Origin of the sequence: Massilia sp. AB1 (genome assembly GCF_018119385.1) — a bacterium.
Taxonomy (GTDB): domain Bacteria; phylum Pseudomonadota; class Gammaproteobacteria; order Burkholderiales; family Burkholderiaceae_D; genus Telluria.
Genome location: NZ_JAGKSG010000009.1, coordinates 108,637 through 127,301 on the forward strand (window position 1 = coordinate 108,637; position 18,665 = coordinate 127,301).

Annotated in this window: 16 protein-coding genes; 4 read left to right on the forward strand and 12 right to left on the reverse strand. The window is 66.2% G+C overall.

What is annotated here, in order from left to right; all coding sequences use genetic code 11:
* Positions 1–11 precede the first annotated feature (11 nt).
* Both J8847_RS07975 and J8847_RS07980 read right to left on the reverse strand, forming a co-directional pair.
* Positions 12–668 (reverse strand): outer membrane beta-barrel protein, encoded by a 657-nt coding sequence (locus tag J8847_RS07975; protein WP_211524150.1) that lies wholly within the window; start codon positions 666–668, stop codon positions 12–14.
* Positions 669–677: 9 nt separating this feature from the next.
* Positions 678–5,366: a Calx-beta domain-containing protein gene (locus tag J8847_RS07980; protein ID WP_211524151.1), complete on the reverse strand. Its 4,689-nt coding sequence runs from the start codon at positions 5,364–5,366 to the stop codon at positions 678–680.
* Positions 5,367–5,679: 313 nt separating this feature from the next.
* Here J8847_RS07980 and J8847_RS07985 point away from each other — a divergent pair, with 313 nt between their 5' ends.
* The gene (locus J8847_RS07985; RefSeq protein WP_211524152.1) at positions 5,680–7,329 is read left to right on the forward strand and encodes a glycosyltransferase family 4 protein; all 1,650 of its coding nucleotides are present in this window, start codon (positions 5,680–5,682) and stop codon (positions 7,327–7,329) included.
* Positions 7,330–7,437: 108 nt separating this feature from the next.
* Here the strand turns inward: J8847_RS07985 and J8847_RS07990 are convergent, their stop codons facing one another.
* On the reverse strand, positions 7,438–7,869 hold the full coding sequence (locus J8847_RS07990) for a DoxX family protein (protein WP_211524153.1): 432 nt from the start codon (positions 7,867–7,869) through the stop codon (positions 7,438–7,440).
* Between the two features lie 140 nt (positions 7,870–8,009).
* Between J8847_RS07990 and J8847_RS07995 the strand changes: the two genes are divergently transcribed.
* Positions 8,010–8,906 (forward strand): LysR family transcriptional regulator, encoded by an 897-nt coding sequence (locus tag J8847_RS07995; protein WP_211524154.1) that lies wholly within the window; start codon positions 8,010–8,012, stop codon positions 8,904–8,906.
* 252 nt (positions 8,907–9,158) lie between these two features.
* On the opposite strand, the gene J8847_RS08000 is transcribed toward J8847_RS07995, so the two are convergent.
* Complete coding sequence (locus tag J8847_RS08000) at positions 9,159–9,383, reverse strand: hypothetical protein (RefSeq protein WP_211524155.1); 225 nt, start codon at positions 9,381–9,383, stop codon at positions 9,159–9,161.
* A gap of 21 nt (positions 9,384–9,404) precedes the next feature.
* On the opposite strand from J8847_RS08000, the gene J8847_RS08005 reads away from it, so the two are divergent.
* Positions 9,405–10,673, forward strand: a complete 1,269-nt coding sequence (locus J8847_RS08005; protein WP_211524156.1) for a transcriptional regulator — start codon at positions 9,405–9,407, stop codon at positions 10,671–10,673.
* Between the two features lie 123 nt (positions 10,674–10,796).
* Complete coding sequence (locus J8847_RS08010; protein WP_211524157.1) at positions 10,797–11,321, forward strand: YggT family protein; 525 nt, start codon at positions 10,797–10,799, stop codon at positions 11,319–11,321.
* A 112-nt stretch (positions 11,322–11,433) separates the two neighbouring features.
* On the opposite strand, the gene J8847_RS08015 is transcribed toward J8847_RS08010, so the two are convergent.
* From J8847_RS08015 to J8847_RS08050, 8 genes are all read right to left on the reverse strand, one after another.
* Positions 11,434–12,375 (reverse strand): carbohydrate kinase family protein, encoded by a 942-nt coding sequence (locus tag J8847_RS08015; protein WP_211524158.1) that lies wholly within the window; start codon positions 12,373–12,375, stop codon positions 11,434–11,436.
* A gap of 13 nt (positions 12,376–12,388) precedes the next feature.
* A complete protein-coding gene (locus J8847_RS08020) occupies positions 12,389–13,768 on the reverse strand; it encodes a DUF3426 domain-containing protein (protein ID WP_211524159.1) in 1,380 nt (459 codons plus the stop codon).
* Positions 13,769–13,771: 3 nt separating this feature from the next.
* Entirely contained in the window at positions 13,772–14,728 is a 957-nt protein-coding gene (gene prmA / locus J8847_RS08025) for a 50S ribosomal protein L11 methyltransferase (protein ID WP_211524160.1), read from the reverse strand.
* Positions 14,729–14,730: 2 nt separating this feature from the next.
* Complete coding sequence (gene accC, locus J8847_RS08030) at positions 14,731–16,125, reverse strand: acetyl-CoA carboxylase biotin carboxylase subunit (RefSeq protein WP_211524161.1); 1,395 nt, start codon at positions 16,123–16,125, stop codon at positions 14,731–14,733.
* 102 nt (positions 16,126–16,227) lie between these two features.
* Positions 16,228–16,704 carry an acetyl-CoA carboxylase biotin carboxyl carrier protein gene (gene accB, locus J8847_RS08035; RefSeq protein ID WP_211524162.1) on the reverse strand — a complete coding sequence of 159 codons (477 nt, stop codon included), beginning with the start codon at positions 16,702–16,704 and terminating at the stop codon, positions 16,228–16,230.
* A gap of 96 nt (positions 16,705–16,800) precedes the next feature.
* Positions 16,801–17,232: a type II 3-dehydroquinate dehydratase gene (gene aroQ, locus J8847_RS08040; protein ID WP_211524179.1), complete on the reverse strand. Its 432-nt coding sequence runs from the start codon at positions 17,230–17,232 to the stop codon at positions 16,801–16,803.
* A 165-nt stretch (positions 17,233–17,397) separates the two neighbouring features.
* On the reverse strand, positions 17,398–17,958 hold the full coding sequence (locus J8847_RS08045; RefSeq protein WP_211524163.1) for a TlpA disulfide reductase family protein: 561 nt from the start codon (positions 17,956–17,958) through the stop codon (positions 17,398–17,400).
* Positions 17,955–18,599, reverse strand: coding sequence for a hypothetical protein (locus tag J8847_RS08050; RefSeq protein ID WP_211524180.1), 645 nt, complete (start codon positions 18,597–18,599; stop codon positions 17,955–17,957). Before J8847_RS08050 ends, J8847_RS08045 begins: the two co-directional genes overlap by 4 nt.
* Positions 18,600–18,665: the final 66 nt, after the last annotated feature.

Below are 18,665 nucleotides of genomic sequence, written 5' to 3' on the forward strand. Positions count from 1 at the left end.
TCCGCCGTGCGTCAGAACTGCCGCGAGTAGCCCAGCGAGACCGCTCCGAAGCGCTTGCGTTCGTAGCGGATCTCCGGCGGCCCGCCCGCTTCCGGGGTCGGCAGCTTAAGCAGCGTGTACTGCAAGGACACGCTGGCCTGCTCCGATACCCTGTACCCCAGCCCCGCGCGCACTTGCCAGGCGAAGCCGCTCTTCGAGGCCGGTCCGAAGCAGTCGCAATTGGCGCCCAGCCCCAGGCGCGGCAGCTTGATCCTGCCCCAGCCAATGCCGGCGCCGAAGAAGCTGTCGATCGAATCGCTCAGCCGGTCGGTGCGGTAGGCATTGGCGAACAGCACCTGGTAGCGCCCGCGCGCATCCTTCGGCTCGCTCACCGCGCCCAGGCTCAGGCGCTCCACCTTGAACAGTCCCTGTTCGACCTCCAGCTCGTAGCGCGCATGCTCCGACTGGCGGCCGACCATCAGGCCGCCGTGCAGGCCGCGCTTCAGGTCCGCGTGGCCGTCGAAGGGCGTGCCGGAACCGAAGTCGATCCGCGCATTCATCTCGTCCAGCGTGTTCGCGCCCGCGTGCACGCCCCAGTACTTCACCGGCTCGGCCGCATTGGCCTGCACGGAGACCAGCGCAAGTAGGGAGACCACCGGCGCCAGGCCTGCAAGTTTCAAGTTGCTCATCCGTCCTCCTTAGATACCGAAACCGGTGCCGAACATCGCGTTCAGGTCCGCGGCAGTGGCCGCGGTGCCGTGGGCGACACCGACCAGCTGGATTTGCTGGAAGTAATTTTGTTCGACCGCGTCGATGAAGCCGGCCGCGCTGGTCGACTGGTAGGTCGCCGCCAGCTGCTGGACCAGGGCCTGCACCGAGGCGTTGTCGTGGTTGGCGATCAGGTAGCCTTCCGCGTCGAACGTGAAGGCATTATCCATGGTGGCGCTGAACACCGCGCCACGGTTGGCGTAGCCCTTGGCGCCCAGGCCCAGCTGGGCCGCCTGGGCCACGGTCGCCAGCTCGGTGCGGCCCAAGGCGTCCTGGTACAGGTTCACGTTGACCCCAAGGCCGCTGTTGGCGCCCAGGACCGTGAAGCCCGGCGAGCCCTTGACCAGCTCGTAGCAGGCGTAGGGCATGGCGCCGCCGTCGATGGCGAAGGTGGTGTCCTGGGTGAAGGGCTGGTAATAGGCCGACGCGTGCTTGCCGCTCGGCGCTCCGACCATGGAATCGAAGACCACGCCCTGGAACACGTTGCCGGTGCCGCTGGCGTGGCTCATGGCGTCCTTGACGTCGCCGGTGTAATACAGCTCGCCGTTTGCCATGCGCACGCTGTACACCTGGTCCGGCAAGGTCTTGTCGAAGGACAGCAGGCCCGGGTCGACGATGACGCCGTTGACGATGCCGTCCTCGTCGCCGCGCGCGCCGTCGGTCAGGGTGATCACAATGCGGTCCACGCGACCGTCGTTGTTCAGGTCCACCAGGGTGGCGCCGTCGTCGAAGGTGGCCAGATCCTGGTCGTCCAGGAAGCTGTACCAGGCGCCGCTGGCCTTGTCGAACTTGAGGAAGTCGTTCGAGGCCACGCCCGTCTGGCCCAGTTCGATCACCACGCGGGTCTGCAGGCCGGCGCGGTTCGGGGCGAGATCGGGCAGGCCGGCCACGCCTTCGGCGGCGGTGACGGTAAAGTTGAACACCGGCGAGGCCGCGCGCTGCTCCTGCGGCAGCGCGGCCGGCAAGTCGGTCAGGCTCAGGTCGCGCAACTGGGCGCCGCTGGTGAGCTGGACGGCGTCCAGTTCGCCGCTCACCGAGCCGGCGATCACGGCGCCGAAGGAGGACAGCGGAGCGTTGACGCCCTTGGCGAAGTCGGCCAGCGATCCCAGGGGCAGCAGGGCGACGCCGTTCTGTTGCCAGTCGAGCACACCGTCCTTGTTGTAGTCGCCGTTGTAGGCGGCCAGTTCGACCGAGGGCATGACGCCGTCGCGGTCGGTGACGATGGTCACGCTCACCGGCGCCGAGCCGACCACCTGGCCGCTGGCGTCCATGATCTGCACGGTATATGTATACACGCCGTCATCCAGGGCGCCCGGGGCCACGTTGATCTTGCCGGCGGCGATGTCGGCGGCGGTGACGGCGCTGGTGCCGACCACGGCGCCGTTCGGCGCCAGCAGGCGCACGCTGCCGCCCGCGGTGAGCAGCTGGCCGGCGGCGACGCTGAACTCAGGGGTGCGCATGCTGGTGACGGCGTCGGTGTTGCTGGCGCCGTCGTCGGTGTCTGGATCCAGGCCGGTCTGCAGGGCCGGGGGCTGCACCACTGGAGGCTGTACGACCGGAGGCTGCACCACCGGCGGCAGGGAGTCGTTGTCCACCACGGTGCCGGTCGCATGCACGCCGTTGACGGACAGCAGCGCGCTTTCCGAGGATTCGACCAGGCTGTCGTCCACGGTCGCCAGGGTGGCCGTGAAGCCGGCCACACCGGCCGGGATCACCACGATGCCGGTCGCCGGATCGCCATTCTTCCAGCTCACGCCGTTGCTGAAGACCAGCGCGCCCAGGTCGCTGGCGGACGCGGTGCCGCCCAGCACCAGGCTGAACTCGGCCGGCGCCACCGCCGCGCCGTTGAGCGTGACGGTATACAGCAGGGTGGCGCCCTCGGTCACCACGGAATCGAAGGGGTTCTGGCCCAGGTTGGCGGCATCTTCGGCCACCACCGAGACCACGTTCAGGCTGTCGTTGTCGGCGATGGTGCCGCTTGCGGCCACGCCGCCGATGCTCATGATGGCGCTTTCGGTGGCTTCGATCAGGGCGTCGTCCACGGTCGGCAGGGTGGCGGTGAAGCCGATCACGCCCGGCGGCACCACGATGATGCCGCTCGCCGGGTTGCCGTTCTTCCAGGCCACGCCGGCGCTGAAGACGATCTGGCCCAGGTCGGCGTTTGATGCGCTGCCGCCCAGACTCAGGGTGAACTCGGTGGGCGCCGGGCTGGCGCTGTTGAGGCGCGCGGTGAACAGCAGGGCCGTGCCTTCGACCACGCTGCTGTCGACCGGGGTGGCGCCGAGGTGGGCGCTGTCCTCGGCCACCAGGCTGGCGATGCTCTGGCTGTCGTTGTCGGTGACGGTGCCGGAGGCCATGACACCGCCGACGGTGAGGGCCAGCGATTCGGTGAGCTCGATCTCGGCGTCGTCGAAGACGCCCACGGTCACCTTGAAGCTGCCCACGCCGGACGGCACCACCACGATGCCGCTGAGCGGATCGTTGTTTTTCCAGGTCACGCCGTCGCTGAACACGATGCCGGCCAGCTCGGAAGCAGCCAGGGTGCCGCCGACCGCGAGCGTGAACTCGGTGGCGGCGATGGTGGCGGTGTTCAGGTGCACGCTGTAGCGCAGGATGCCGCCCTCGACGATGCTCGAATCGGCCGGCGACAGGCCGACGTTGCCAGCGTCTTCCGCGATCACGGTGGCCACGTTCACGGCGTCGTTGTCGGTGATGGTGCCGGTGGCCTGCACTCCGCCCACGGTCAGGACCAGGGATTCGTTCGCCTCGACGGCGCTGTCGTCCACGGTCGCTACCAGGATGCGGAAGCTGCCGATACCGGCCGGGACCACCAGCAGGCCGGTGCCCGGATCGCCATTCTTCCAGGCGACGCCGTCGCTGAAGCTGATGGCGCCCAGGTCGGTGGCGTCGGCGCTGCCGCCCAGCGCCAGGCTGAGTTCCAGCGGGTAGGGGCCGGCGGCGCTCAGGGTGACGGTGTACTGCAGGGCCGCGCCTTCGATGACGGCGCTGTCCAGCGGAATGGCGCCGGCATTGGCCGCGTCCTCGGCCAGCACCGCGCTCACGCCGATGCTGTCGTTATCGGTGATGGTGCCGGTGGCGGCCACGCCGCCCACGTTCAGCACCAGGCTTTCCGCGTTTTCGACCTCGCTGTCGTCAAGGGTCGGCACCAGAATGGTGAAACCGGCCACGCCGGCCGGGACCACGACGATGCCGCTCGCCAGATTATTGTTCTTCCAGGCCACGTTATTGCTGAACACGAAGCTGCCGACGTCCAGTGCGCCGGCGCTGCCGCCCACCGTCAGCGCATGTTCCACCGGGGTGGGGCTGGCGCCGTTGAGCGCCACCGTGACCAGCAGGCTGGCGCCTTCGACCACGCTGGCATCGACCGGGGAGGCGCCGCTGTGCAGGGCGTCCTCGGCGATCGCCGTGGTGACGCCCTGGCTGTCGTTGTCGGTGACGGTGCCGGTGGCGGCCACGCCGCCGACGGTGACGACCACCGTCTCGGCGTTCTCGATCTCGCTGTCGTCATGGGTGGCGAGCGTGATCCGGAAGCTGCCGACGCCGGCCGGCACCACCACGATGCCGGTGGCCGGGTCGCCATTCTTCCACGCGACGCCGTTGCTGAAGCCGATCGCGCCGCGGTCGCTTGCGCCCGCCGTGCCGCCGATCAGCAGGGTGTGCTCGCCGCCGCTGCCGTTCAGGGTGACCGTGTATACCAGGGAGCCGCCCTCGACCACGCTGCTGTCGGCCGGGTTGGCGCCGCTGTTCAGGGCGTCTTCCGCCAGTACGCGGGCGACCGTGGCGCCAGGGGCGCCGTCGTTGTCGTTGATGATCACCACGCCGGTGTTGTCGGTGATCGCCGCCAGGCGGCTGTCGCTCAGCACCACGGTGGCGGTGCGCGCGCCGTCGGCGACGGCGTTGTCGATCAGGGACACCGCAATCTGCTTGCTGGTTTCGCCCGGCGCGAACGTCAGCGTGCCGCTGGCCGCCGCGTAGTCGGTGCCGGCGGTGGCGCTGCCGTTCTCGGTGCTGTACCTGACCGTGATGGTGTCGGTGCTGGTCTTGTTGAGCGTGACGGTGACGTAGGCCGTGCCGTCGGCCTCGTTGACCACCGCGTCGCCCACGCTCAGCTGGGGCTGGGCCGCCAGGTAGGTGTTGAGCGCGGCCAGCAGGCCGGAGGTCGCGGCGTTGCCGGTGACCTTGCCGTCGTTGCTGATGGCCAGGGCCTGGCCGTTGAAGGTCATGCCGATGAAGGTATGCGGGTCGCCGTTGGCTTCCGTGTTCGGGTCGATCGTGTAGGTGCCGCTGTTGGTGGCCAGCACGCGGTTTGTGTTCCCGGTCGCGTAGAACACGATGGTGCTCACTGCGCCGCTGGGCGCGCGCCAGTTGATCACGCCGTCGATCCGGTGCTGGACGCCCGCCGCGTCCGTGATCAGGAGCGTGCCCGATAGGTCGTTGCCCTGGCTGCCGCCGAACTGCCCGGTGGTGGTCGCCTGCTGGAACTGGAAGTTGGACCAGCCCAGCGCGGTCAGGTAGGACGACGCGGACGACTCATTGTTTTTTGTCGCGTTACCGACAAAACCATTGGAAAACGAAACGGAAACGATGGACGTAGCCAAGGCAGGCCTCTGCAGGAAGGTGGTCTAAAAGGGAAGGGAGCGGCGAGGCGGGACGGCGGGCTCGCGGTACGGACGGCGGCAGGGATGAGGCCGCTTGGGGAGTGTAGCGGCTTGTCCTGCCAGCCGCCATGGGATTGATGAACTTTCCCTGCGGCGGACAGATGTGACGGCCGGTCTGTGGCTGGCTGACGACAAGCGGTGCTGCACCTGCTTGCCGATGCGGCAAGGCCCGTCGCCATGCTCGCGCCACCCGGACGGCGGAAACCTTATGATCCCTACAAGCCTGCGGCTTCCCGCAAACCCAGGAGAGGGCATGACCGACCGCTTTGCACTGCACTACCTGCCCGAGGCATTTTCCGTCGCCGGGCAAAAGCTGATGGGCCGGCAGGCGGCCGGCGTCGGGCTGCTGCGCGCGGTCGCGCAGGCGGACAGCCTGGCCGAAGTCGGCTGCTTCGCCGCCGGGAGGCCCTATGCGGACGCCTTCGACGCGGCGCTGCGCGCGGACGGTTACCGGGGCCTGACGCGCTGGATCGCGCCGTCCGCGCCCGAGGAGCTGGCGCATTTCGGCTGCCTCTACCACCCCGGCCCCGGCATCGAGCGCCTGGCCTGGCGGCGCCTGCAGGCGGGCGAGCGCCAGTACAGCCTGTGCGGCGTCGCCCACACCACCGCCAGCCACGACATGATGAGCATGGTGGCCGACCTGCTGGTGGCGCCGGTGCGCGCCTGGGACGCCATCGTCTGCACCTCGCGCGTGGTGCGCGACAGCGTGCGCGTGCTGATCGAGGAGCAGGCCGCTTATCTGGCCGCGCGCTTGGGCGCGACCCGCTTCGAGCTGCCGCAGCTGCCTTTGATTCCGCTGGGCGTGCACTGCGCCGAGCTGCAGGCCGGCGAGGCGCAGCGGGTGGACGCCCGCGCCCGCCTCGGCATCGGGCCGGACGAAGTCGCGGTGCTGTTCCTGGGGCGGCTGTCGCTGCACGCCAAGTCCCATCCCCAGCAGATGTTCGCGGCGCTCGAGCGCGCGGACAAGGGCGGGAAGAAGGTGCACCTGATCCTGTGCGGCTGGTTCGCCAGCGAAGCGATCGGGACGGCCTTCCGCGAAGCGGCGGCGCTGCTCTGTCCTTCAATCCGGCTGGTCGAGCTGGACGGGCGGGATGCGGAGCGCAAGCGCGACGCCTGGGCCGCCGCCGACATCTTCACCTCGCTCTCGGACAACATCCAGGAAACCTTCGGCCTGACGCCGGCCGAGGCCATGGCGGCCGGGCTGCCCTGCGTGGTGTCGGACTGGAACGGCTACCGCGACACGGTGCGCGACGGCGTCGACGGCTACCGCATCCCGGCCATCATGCCCGGGCCCGGCGCGGGCGGCGACCTGGCGATGCGCTACGACGACGGGGTGGACAGCTTCGACATGTACTGCGGCCACACCAGCCAGGCGGTGGCGGTGGACGGCGCCGGCCTGGCCCAGGCCTACGGCAGCTTGATCCGCGATGAAGGGCTGCGCCGCCGCATGGGCGAGAGCGGGCGCGCGCGGGCCAGGCAGGAGTTCGACTGGAGCGCCATCCTGGTGCGCTACTGCGAGCTGTTCGACGAGCTGGCGGAGCGGCGCCGCGCCGATCCCTTGCTCACGCCGCCGCTGCCGGACCATGCGCCGGACCGGCCGGATCCTTTCCGTCTGTTCGCCAATTACCCGACGCGCTTGCTGACGGCGGCCTCGCTGGTGGAATTGAAGCCGGATGCCTCGCTGGCGCTGGTGCGCGCCTACCGCGAGCTGGCGATCAACCGCTTCGCGGCGTCGTCGCTGCCGACCCTGGAAGAGTTCGGGCTGATCTTCGGCGCCATCGGGCCGCGGCCGATGCAGGTCGAGGAGCTGATCGATACGCTGGGGCGCTGGGATCGTCCGACCTTGCTGCGCGGCCTGGCGTGGCTGTGCAAGATGGACATGCTGCGGATTACGGAGGGGTAGCCTAAAAACCGTCGCCCCGGCGAAGGCCGGGGCCCAAGTTGGCGTGAGCAGTGTGGACGCTAAACTTAGGTTCCGGCCTTCGCCGGAACGACGTTCATATACTGTGGCTTACGCAAGCTGAGTCGCACCCTTACGGCTGCTCGCCGCATCGACGCTGTACGCACCCGCACCGAAAGCCACCACCTGCAGCAAACCACCAGCCATCGCGATGTTCTTCATCAGATGGATCAGCTGGTTCTGGTCACCCACCGCGCTGTGGAACACCAGGCCCGTCACCACCGAGAACGCCGCCAGCAGCGCGGCCACCAGGCGCGTCTTGATGCCGAGCGCCAGCATCGCGCCGCCACCCACTTCGATGACTACCGCCGCCACCAGGCCGAGCGTGGCGAAGGGCAGGCCCGCCGACTCGATGTAGCCGATGGTCCCGGCCGGCGCGAGCGCCTTGCCGACGCCGCTGACGAGGAAGATGGCGGCCATCAGGATGCGGCCGATGGTCGGGATGGCGGACTGGTTGGCGCTGTTGTTCAGGGTGGTGTTCATGATCGTTCCTTTCGTGTCTGTCGTTGAGTGTTCGCTGGTTCGAGCACCCGTTCGTGGAGTGCATGGATCCCATCTTAGGCAGAGGAGACCGATCCAGGAAGCCTATATAATTCGATGACTTGTATCGATGGGGACGATAGATGCTCGACGGGATGTCCATGGACCAGCTGCGCACGTTTATCGCCGCAGCCGACGAAGGCAGCTTCTCCGCCGCGGGCCGCAAGCTGCGCCGCGCGCAATCGGTGGTGAGCCACACGCTCGCCAATCTCGAACTGCAGGTGGGCTTCGCGCTGTTCGATCGCAGCGGCCGCTATCCGCAATTGACGGAAGCGGGCCGCGCGCTGCTCGAAGAAGCGCGCCATGCGGCCGACGGCATGGATGCGTTCAAGGCCAGGGCGCGCACGCTCGCGCAGGGACTCGAGGCCGAACTCGCGGTCGCGGTCGACGTCATGTTCCCCATCGAGACGCTCACCGCCGCCGTGAAGGACTTCCACGATCGCTTTCCCACCACGCCGCTGCGCCTGTATGTCGAAGCGCTCGGCGCGGTGGTGCAGCCGCTGCTCGACGGCCGCTGCCGTATCGCGGTGATCGGTTCGCTGCCCGAGGTGCCGACCGAGTGCGCATCCGAATACCTGCTCGCGGTGCCTTCGGTCGTGGTCGCGGCGCCCGGTCATCCGCTCGCCGCGGCCAGGCGCAAGGTGCTGCGCGCCGAGGCCGCGAAACACGTGCAGCTCGTGCTCACCGATCGCTCGACACTGACCGAGGGGCGCAACTACGGGGTGCTGTCGCCGCAGGTATGGCGGCTCGCGGATCTCGGCGCCAAGCATGCCTTCCTGCGCGCCGGCATGGGATGGGGATCGATGCCGCTGCACATGGTCGAGGGCGATCTCGCGCGCGGCGCGCTGGTGCGCATCGAGCTCGAAGTCCATCCGCTGCTCGGCGCAGGCTTCTCGATGCACGCAATCTATTTGAAGGACCAGCCGCCGGGACCTGCGGGCCGCTGGTTCGTCGAGCGTTTGAAAAGCGAATCGATGTGACTGCGATTTTTTTGTGTGCGTGATCTCACATCTGGTCGCGCATCGATGCGAATCGCAGCGATTTTTTGCGGTCTATCGGTTGCGAACTCACAAAGTTTTCGTGTACTTTACGTGATTGAATTTGTCAAAACGAGAACATGTGTTATTGTCGCGGGCATCCGCACACATAATCGATCAATAATAGGACGCTGATCCACTCGGTATGCACGTAAGCGAAGCGAAAAGAACAAGCCGCACTGCCTGACCTTCAGTTCAGGCAAGGCGGCTTTTTCTTTTCGCGCCCGCAAGGGTAGCGATGTGAAACGCAAATGGACGGTGACCTGTCGACGTTGGCTGAAGTGCTGCAACGATGAGGAGTTGCAGCAGTTCAGCCGGTGCCGGATTCATTGGCGTAAATCGTTTTGGTTTGGGCCGATGAATAATTCGCCGGGACATGGAAGTGACCTGGCGGGTTTCAACCTCGAGCGTAATTTTCATCGCAGATGAAGGAGAAAAAAAATGGCAACCGCTAAGAAACCAGCAGCAAAGGCAGCAGCAAAGAGCGCGCCTTCGTCGTCGACGAAGGCGAGCGCGAAGACCGCAGCAGAGAAACCGGCAGCTAAGAAAGCCACCGCTACCAAGGCAGCGGCTAAACCGGCAGCGAAGTCGGCAGCTAAACCGGCAGCCAAGCCGGCAGCCAAGAAAGCTGCAGCAACCAAGACCGCCGCCAAGTCGACCGCCACCAAGGCAGCCGCAAAACCGGCAGCAAAGAAAACCGCTGCAAAATCGGCAGCCAAGCCGGTAGCGAAGAAAGCGACCGCAACCAAAGCTGCTGCAAAACCGGCAGCGAAAAAAGCGACCGCTACCAAAGCAGCCGCAAAACCTGCAGCAAAGAAAGCCGCAGCAAAACCGGCGGCAAAGAAAACCGCGACCAAAGCCGCAGCAAAACCGGTAGCGAAGAAAGCGACCGCCACCAAAGCAGCCGCTAAACCGGCAGCCAAGAAAGCGACCGCGACCAAAGCCGCCGCCAAGCCGGCAGCAAAGAAAGCCGCCGCCAAGCCAGCAGCTAAAAAGGCCGCTGCCAAGCCGGCAGCTAAAAAAGCCGCAGCAAAGCCGGCAGCTAAAAAGGCAGCCGCCAAGCCGGCAGCCAAAAAGGCCAGCGCTGCAAAGTCGGCAGTAAAGCCGGCAGCTAAAAAAGCCGCCGCGAAACCGGCTGCTAAAAAAGCCGCAGCAAAACCGGCAGCGAAGAAAGCGACCGCAACCAAGGCAGCAGCTAAGCCGGCAGCAAAAAAAGCGACCGCGACCAAAGCCGCCGCCAAGCCGGCAGCCAAGAAAGCCGCCGCCAAACCGGCAGCTAAGAAGGCGACCGCTACCAAGGCAGCTGCTAAACCGGCAGCCAAGAAAGCAACCGCTACCAAAGCAGCTGCTAAACCGGCCGCCAAGAAAGCTGCTGCTCCGGCCAAGGCCGCTGCCACCAAGACCGCTGCCGCCAAGCCTGCCGCGACCAAGACTGCTGCCGCCAAGCCTGCTGCCACCAAGACCGCAGCCAAGCCTGCAGCCAAGCCGGCCGCCAAGAAAGCTGAAGCCAAGCCGGAAGTGAAGGCCGAAGCCAAGCCGGAAACCAAGGCCGAGACCAAAGCCGACGGCAAGGCGGAAGCCAAGCCGGAAGCCAAGGCCGAGAACAAGGCTGACGGCAAGGCGGAAGCCAAGCCGGCATCGACCGCGCCGGCCGCGAAGACCGTGCTGGCTCCGGCCGCATGGCCTTTCCCGACCAGCAGCCGTCCGTAAGGCCGGCAGGCATGAGGCGCGTGGCAGCCAGGCTGTTCCGCGCGTCATAGCCAGTCCTGCCTGGTTCAGGCAAAATACCGCTGTGTGATCGTTCGCACAGCGGTTTTTTTTTGAGGAGTGTTTGTGCTGTCTATTCTTCAGTTTCTCGTCGATACCGCCGCCGGTCTGCTCGGCGGACTGCTGCTGCTGCGTTTCTGGATGCAGGCAATTCGCGTGCGTCCGCCGATGCAGATCGGCCAGTTCACCTTCACCCTGACGGATTGGCTGGTATTGCCGCTGCGGCGCCTGGTGCCGGGAATGGGCGGCTATGACTGGGCCAGCCTGATCGGGGCTTTCCTGATGGTGCTGATCGCGAGCTCGGTGATGCTGCTGGCCGGTGCGACGGGCGAGATGGTGCTGCTGGGGGCGCTCTACCGCTTCCTGAACTGGATCCTGTACGGCTTCATGGCGCTCCTGATCATCGATGCGATCTTCAGCTGGGTGAATCCGAATGCGCCGCTGGCGCCCTTCGTGCACGCGCTGAATACGCCGATTTTGCGGCCGATCCGGCGTGTGGTGCCGCCGATTGGGGGGATTGATCTGTCGGTGCTGGTGGCGCTGGTGCTTATCCAGATCATTCAGTTCATTTTGCGCCAGGTGTTCATGTGATTGCTGAGCTGCGCTGAGAGTGGCGTGGCTCTAGAACGAACTTGGGTTCCCGCGAAGGCGGGAACCCAAGTTTTATGTGCTTAGTGTTGACGCGTGTAACGCGTCCTAACGATCAGCGGAAGGTGTACCCAAACGCCGCTTCAAACCGCTGATCGAACTCTTCCTTCGTAAAGCTGTGGTTCTGCGCCCCCTGGCGCGCGATCTTGATCGAACCCAGCAGGCTGGCGATACGCCCGCTGGTCGGCCAGTCCAGCCCATTGACGATCCCGTACAGCAGGCCCGCGCGGTATGCGTCGCCGCAGCCGGTCGGATCCAGCACCTCGGCCGCCGGCACCGCCGGGATGCGGTGGTGCTCGCCGCCCGCGTAGATGTCCGAACCTTCGCCGCCGCGCGTGACGATCAGGGCTTCCAGGCGCCCCGCGATATCCGCCAGGGTCAGGCCGGTACGGTCCATCACCATCTCGAATTCGTAGTCGTTGCACGCCAGGTAGCTGGCCTGGTCGATGAAGCGGATCAGCTCCTCGCCCGAGAACATCGGCAGCTGCTGGCCCGGATCGAACATGACGGGCACGCCCAGCTCGGCGCAGTCCCTGGCGTGCTTGATCATGCCGTCGCGGCCGTCCGGCGAGATGATCGCCACGCGCAGCGGGCCTTGCTCGGCCACGCTGTTCTCGTGCGAGAACTGCATTGCACCCGGGTGGAAGGCGTTGATCTGGTTGTTGTCCTGGTCGGCGGTCACGAAGCACTGCGCGGTGTAGGCATCGGCGATGGTGCGGATGCCGCGGGTGGCGATGCCCTGCTTGCCCAGGCGCTCGAGGTAGTCGCCGCCATCCTGGCCGATGGTGCCCATGATCAGCGGATCGCCGCCCAGCAGCTTGAGGTTGTAGGCGATGTTGACCGAGCAGCCACCATATTCGGTGCGCAGGGTCGGCACCAGGAAGGAAACGTTCACGCGGTGCAGCTGGTCGGCCAGCAGGGTCTCGGCGAAACGGCCGTGGTACTGCATGATCTTGTCGAACGCGATCGATCCGCAGATCAGGGCGGTGTGAGTCATGGTGTGAAAACTTTCAGGGGTAGAAAACGGCGATATGGTAGCCGGACGGCTCCAGGCCCTCCAGCCGGAAGTGGAGCCTCACCGGCTGCTCGGCGCGGGCGGCGATGCCGGAGCTGGCCGGCACGCTTTGCGGCAGATAATCGCGCGGGCCGAACACGCGCCGCACCAGCGGCTTGTCGTCCGCGTCGGACAGGGTCAGCTCGATGCTCGGCCAGGCCTGCACCAGCGCGCCTTCGTTGCGCAGCAGGGTGGTGTAGCTGTAGGCGTTGCCGCCCAGGGTGGTCAGTTCGCCCGTCTCGATGACGAGCTTCTCGATGTTGGCCGGCAGCCCGACCTGACAGCCCAGCACGCCGCACAGCGAGGTAAGGGCAGGGCGCATGCCCGGATAGCGGGCCGCCAGCGTGTCGCGGAAGGAATAGGCCGCCTGCGTGGCCAGCGCCAGCAGCAGGAGCACGCTGCCCACGGCCAGGGCGATGCGCACGGCCTTGCCGGACTGTTCGCGCTGGCGGCTGCGGCGCACGAACTCCGGCTCGTCGGATTCCGGCACGCGCAGTTTTGGCGGCTCGATCTTGGTCGGCGTGAGCTTGGAGCGGCGCGCGCGCGACTCGGCGGCGCGGGCGCGCGGGGTCTTGGGCGGCGGAGGCGGCGGCTGGAACGGCGCCTGGCCGCCGGAGGATTCGCGCAGCAGCAGGGGAGGCGCGTCTTCCGCGACGGCTCGGCGCGACGGCTTCGGCGCTTCCACGGATTCGTCGTGGACGTCGGGCGGCGGCGCGGCCACCAGTTCCTCGTCGACCGGCAGGTCGAGCACCGCCGTGTCGCCGCCGTCGGCCTCGGCAGCCGCCTGCGCAGCTACTGGCGCCGCAACGGAGGTCTCAACCGGGGCCGGCTCGGATGCCGGAGTTTCGGGCGTCTCGGGAATGATCGGCTCCGCCGGCCGTTCGGGTTCTTCCGCCGGCGTTTCGGCAGGCGGGGTTTCGCGTTCCGGCTCCGGTGGAGCATCTTCGACGTGATGCGCAATGTGATGCGCCTGCTCTTCCGCGCTCACCTTCGGAATGATGCCGAAGGGCGAGAAGGTGCGGTCGAATTCGAGGGTGTAGATGGGAACGCCATCCTCGTCCCGGGCCTCGACGGGCGCGGGCTGCTCGTCGGCTTCGGGAGCCGGAGCGGAAGCCGGAGCAGGAAACGGTTCGGGAGCGGGTGCTGCGGGAACCTGGTCCACCGGAGCTGGCGGAGCAGGGACGGGCGGGGCGGCCGAGAGATCGACCAGCCCCTTGTTACCGTCGAAGACTTGCTGGCAGGCGCCGCAGCGCACGATGCCCCCGCGCAGCTTGAGCTGGTCCGCGGCGACACGGAACATCGTGCCGCAGTGGGGGCATTGGGTGGCCAGCGCCATGCGTCAGCCGCCTGGGGCGGAGCGCGGCGCGGGTAGAGTGTCCTGGCCGAGCGTCCCGTGAAGGGCGACCCAGCCGTCCTGCTCGGCCCAGACGCCCAGCTTGATGAAAGGTGCGTAGGCGGCGGCCACTTCCTCGGCCTGGCGCGCCAGCACGCCCGACAGGATCAGCGATCCGCCCGGCGCCACGCGGCCGGACAGCATCGGCGCCATCAGCTTCAATGGGCTCGACAGGATGTTGGCCACCACGATGTCGAACTGGCCCTTGGCATGGCGCTCGTTCGGCGCGGCGGCAAACGCGTCCGGCAGGTAGTAGTCGATGGCGACCTTGTTGCGCTCGGCATTGGCGCGCGCCGATTCGATGGCTTGCGGGTCGATGTCGACCCCGGCCACGTCGTCCGCGCCCAGCTTCTTGGCGACCATCGCCAGGATGCCCGAGCCGCAGCCGTAGTCCAGCACCGACTTGCCCGGCGCCGGATGGGCTTCCAGCCATTCCATGCACAGGCGGGTGGTCGGGTGGCTGCCGGTGCCGAAGGCCAGGCCGGGATCGAGCTCGAGGATGAGCCCGTTCGGGTCCGGCGCCTCGTGCCAGCTCGGCACGACCCAGATGTTCTTGCCGATGTGGATGGGCTCGAACTGCGATTGGGTCAGGCGCACCCAGTCGGCGTCCGCCACCGCGCGGGTGGTGAAGGACGGGACGACCGGCAGCTGGATCGCGTTGGCGGCTTCCTGGACGATCGAGAACTGGTCCGCGTCCGTGTCAGTGAGCGCCACCACGCGGCTGCGGTCCCAGGCGGCCTCTTTCGGCTCCATGCCCGGCTCGCCGAACAGAGGCTTCTCGGCCTCGGTGCCTTCGTCGGCGTCTTCGACCGAGACCGACAGCGCGCCCGCCTCCATCAGGGCGTCGGACAGCGCTTCCGCGTGCTCGCGGGCGATCTCGATGACGACTTCAGTCCAGCTCATGCTTATGCCTTGCTTTCCGATTTGGCGCCGATCGCGGTTTCCTTCGGCAGGTCCGGCTTGGAAGCCAGCTTGTGCTCCAGGTAGTGGATGTTGGTGCCGCCTTCGATGAAGCGCGCATCCACCATCAGCTCGCGGTGCAGCGGGATGTTGGTAAGAATACCTTCGACCACCATTTCGGAGAGCGCGATTTGCATGCGGCGGATCGCCTGCTCGCGAGTGGCACCGTAAGAAATTACCTTGCCGATCATCGAGTCGTAATGAGGTGGCACATAGTAACCCGCATACGAGTGCGAATCGACGCGGATGCCAGGGCCGCCCGGCGGGTGCCAGCCGGTGATGCGGCCTGGCGACGGGGTGAACTTGAACGGGTCTTCCGCGTTGATGCGGCACTCGATCGCGTGGCCCGACAGCATGATGTCGCGCTGGCGGAAGCGCAGCTTCTCGCCGCAGGCGATGCGGATCTGTTCCTGGACGATGTCGACGCCGGTGATCATCTCGGTGACCGGGTGCTCGACCTGGACACGGGTGTTCATCTCGATGAAGTAGAACTCGCCGTTCTCGTACAGGAATTCGAAGGTGCCCGCGCCGCGGTAGCCGATCTTGCGGCAGGCTTCGGCGCAGCGGTCGCCGATCTTCTCGATCAGCTTGCGCGGGATGCCCGGCGCCGGCGCTTCTTCGATGACCTTCTGGTGGCGGCGCTGCATCGAGCAGTCGCGTTCGCCCAGCCAGACGGCGTTCTTGTGTTCGTCGGCGAGGATCTGGATCTCCACGTGGCGCGGATTTTCCAGGAACTTCTCCATATAGACTTCCGGATTGCCGAAAGCGGTGCCGGCTTCGGTCTTGGTCATCTGGACCGCGTTCAGCAGGGCCGCTTCGGTATGCACCACGCGCATGCCGCGGCCGCCGCCGCCGCCGGCCGCCTTGATGATGACCGGGTAGCCGATCTTGCGCGCGGTCTGGATGATTTCCTTCGGATCGTCCGACAGGGCGCCGTCCGAGCCCGGCACGCAAGGCACGCCGGCCTTGATCATGGCCTGCTTCGCCGACACCTTGTCGCCCATCAGGCGGATCGATTCCGGACGCGGGCCGATGAAGACGAAGCCCGATTTTTCCACGCGCTCGGCGAAGTCGGCGTTCTCGGACAGGAAGCCGTAGCCCGGGTGGATCGCTTCGGCGTCGGTGACTTCGGCCGCGCTGATGATCGCCGGCATGTTCAGGTAGCTGAGCGTCGACTGCGCCGGGCCGATGCAGACGGATTCGTCCGCCAGCTTCACGTACTTGGCGTCCTTGTCGGCCTCGGAGTGAACGACAACCGTCTTGATGCCCAGCTCGCGGCAGGCGCGCTGGATACGCAGCGCGATTTCACCACGGTTGGCGATGAGGATTTTTTCAAACATGGTAGGTTCGGTGTTTCAGTGAAAACCGGCGCGGCTATCAAGCAAGCGCCGGACACGACATGGATGAGCTGGCGGCCGGGAATGCCGCCGGGCCGGGCTGGATTAGCCGATCACGAACAGCGGCTGGCCGAATTCGACCGGTTGGCCGTTTTCCACGAGGATCTTGGTGACAACGCCAGCCACGTCGGCGTCGATTTCATTCAGGAGCTTCATCGCTTCGATGATGCACAGGGTGTCGCCTTCCTTGATGTTCTGGCCGACTTCGACGAAGGCCGGAGCGCCCGGCGCCGACGAACGGTAGAAGGTGCCGACCATCGGCGACTTGACCACGTGGCCGCTCGGTTCGGCGGCGACGGCCGGTGCGGCCGGAGCTGCCGCCGGGGCCGCAGCCTGGGCTGCGTGCTGTGCCGGAGCGGCGAAATGCTGCACGCCCTGCGGCGGCATGACCACCATTTGATTCTGCGGGATTGCGGACGACTTGACGATGCGAACCTTGCTTTCGCCTTCGGTCACTTCCAGTTCGGCGATGTCCGATTCAGCGACCAGGTCGATCAAAGTCTTGAGTTTTCGTAGATCCATGTGAAACCCCTTGGAATTATTCGTTTTAAGAGAGCAGGCCGGCGCGAAGGTGGTGGCCGCGCGGCCGCTGATACATGAAGTTGACGTAGATTAACGCTATTTAAGTGCGAAGTCGATGGCAAACCGATATCCGTCCGGTCCCAGTCCGCAAATCACGCCGCGCGCGATGGCCGACAAATACGAATGGTGCCGGAAGGCTTCGCGTTGATGAATATTCGAAATATGCACCTCCACGAACGGAATCGCCACCGCAGCAAGCGCATCGCGCAGGGCTACGCTGGTATGGGTCAGGCCGCCAGGATTGATGACGATGGCGTCCACGCCTTCCTCGCGGGCGGCATGGATGCGGTCGATCAGGGCTCCTTCATGGTTGCTCTGGAAGCAGGCGATGCTCGCGCCTGCCGCCCGGGCCTGGTCCGCCGCTGCCTTCTCGATGTCGGCGAGGGTGGTCGCGCCGTACACCGCCGGCTCCCGGGTCCCCAATAAATTGAGGTTGGGGCCGTTAAGCAGCAGTAGCTTTTTTGCCATCATAAGGAGTCTGGTTGCCCGAAAGTCAGGCATTGTGCCGCCAAGCTCAGCTATTGGCAAGCGGTAAAATTATCCGTGGATAAACGCAGTTTCGCCGAAGATGGAATCGTACGACCGTTCGATAAGTGTTTGTATTGACGGCTTTTTCTGCGCGCTTCTTCGGGATTATCCGTTCAGTTTGGCGAGATCGGCGCGCAATTCGTCGAACTTCAGTTTGCCCAGGTAAGTCTTGCGTACCTGGCCATCCGCGCCGATCAGCACGGTATAGGGCAGGCCGCCCGCGGTATTGCCGAAGCCGCGCGACAGCTCGGTGCCGCCCATGCCACCCACATATAAAGGATAGGAAATCTTCAGTTTCGTGGCGAATTCGGCCATGGCCGACGGCGAATCGATGCCGATGCCGATCACGTTGAAACGCTTGCCGCCGTCCTCGCCCGCCAGGGCCGAGAGTTCCGGCATTTCCTGTACGCAGGGCGCGCACCAGGTAGCCCAGAAGTTCACCAGCAGCGGCTTGCCCTGCCACTGGGACAGCGCCTGCGGCTTGCCCTCGAGGTCGTTGAGCGATTGCGCGAACAGCTGGCCCACGGCAGTGTGCGGCTTGCCGCCGGTCGGGGCATAGGCCGTGGTCTGCGGGGAAGGTTCTTTCTTGTTGATGGCCACGAGCGCGCCCATCACGCCGAACATGGCGGCGACGGCCGCGTAGGCGGCCATGTGTTTCTTGTTCATTCGTCCTGTTCCAGAGTCTCGTCCGTATTCCCGTCGGTCTTCAAGAGGGCGCGCAGCCCATCCGCGTCGACCCGCTGCAGGCGGCCGTCGGCTCTCGGCTTGAGGGCGCCGCGCAAGTCGTGGAACTCGTAGAGCTCGGCGTGGACATCTTCCTTGCCCCACGTGAAGCTCACGGTCTCGACCGGCGCATGGCGGCCCCCCTTGAAGTGCGGGGTTTCCGAGATCTCAATATTAACATTGCGATTCAGTAAATAGATCTCTACTTCCTTGGCGCTGTCCGCGAACAATTGCAGGTGGATTGCGTCGTGCTCGCCCGCCGTGCCGTTGAGCACGGCGCCAGTAAGATAAGGGCGGAATTCGGAGAGGGCGTCCATCACCTGCAGGGCGGTGGCGCGCAGGCTGCCCAGGCGTTCGCCATGCTCGGGGCCGCCGAACAGGGCCAGGTACTTGCGCACCTCGTCCTCGATCTGGCCGTCGTCCGGCATCATATTGGGCTTGGGATCGTCGACGCCGAGGACCTGGCGCGCCGCCTTGCGCCTTGCCGTCGCGTAGTCGGCGCCATCCTGGGCAATCATGCGCGCGGCCGTGAGGGCGATCTCGGCGCGCAACTGGAGGAGATCGTTGTTCTGAGTCGGCATCATCATGAGGCCAATCATACTCTGAACGGAAAATGACGGCGGCTCGGGTAGAATCGCGTATTCGCCAAA

Bases quoted from the DNA above. Each gene is read 5' to 3' on its own strand.
- J8847_RS08020 (WP_211524159.1), bottom strand. From the start codon at position 13,768: ATGGCGCTGGCCACCCAATGCCCCCACTGCGGCACGATGTTCCGTGTC.
- J8847_RS07975 (WP_211524150.1), bottom strand. From the start codon at position 668: ATGAGCAACTTGAAACTTGCAGGCCTGGCGCCGGTGGTCTCCCTACTT.
- J8847_RS08015 (WP_211524158.1), bottom strand. From the start codon at position 12,375: ATGACTCACACCGCCCTGATCTGCGGATCGATCGCGTTCGACAAGATC.
- J8847_RS07985 (WP_211524152.1), top strand. From the start codon at position 5,680: ATGACCGACCGCTTTGCACTGCACTACCTGCCCGAGGCATTTTCCGTC.
- J8847_RS08005 (WP_211524156.1), top strand. From the start codon at position 9,405: ATGGCAACCGCTAAGAAACCAGCAGCAAAGGCAGCAGCAAAGAGCGCG.
- J8847_RS07990 (WP_211524153.1), bottom strand. From the start codon at position 7,869: ATGAACACCACCCTGAACAACAGCGCCAACCAGTCCGCCATCCCGACC.
- accB (WP_211524162.1), bottom strand. From the start codon at position 16,704: ATGGATCTACGAAAACTCAAGACTTTGATCGACCTGGTCGCTGAATCG.
- accC (WP_211524161.1), bottom strand. From the start codon at position 16,125: ATGTTTGAAAAAATCCTCATCGCCAACCGTGGTGAAATCGCGCTGCGT.
- J8847_RS08050 (WP_211524180.1), bottom strand. From the start codon at position 18,599: ATGATGCCGACTCAGAACAACGATCTCCTCCAGTTGCGCGCCGAGATC.
- J8847_RS08000 (WP_211524155.1), bottom strand. From the start codon at position 9,383: ATGAAAATTACGCTCGAGGTTGAAACCCGCCAGGTCACTTCCATGTCC.
- prmA (WP_211524160.1), bottom strand. From the start codon at position 14,728: ATGAGCTGGACTGAAGTCGTCATCGAGATCGCCCGCGAGCACGCGGAA.
- J8847_RS08045 (WP_211524163.1), bottom strand. From the start codon at position 17,958: ATGAACAAGAAACACATGGCCGCCTACGCGGCCGTCGCCGCCATGTTC.
- aroQ (WP_211524179.1), bottom strand. From the start codon at position 17,232: ATGGCAAAAAAGCTACTGCTGCTTAACGGCCCCAACCTCAATTTATTG.
- J8847_RS07995 (WP_211524154.1), top strand. From the start codon at position 8,010: ATGCTCGACGGGATGTCCATGGACCAGCTGCGCACGTTTATCGCCGCA.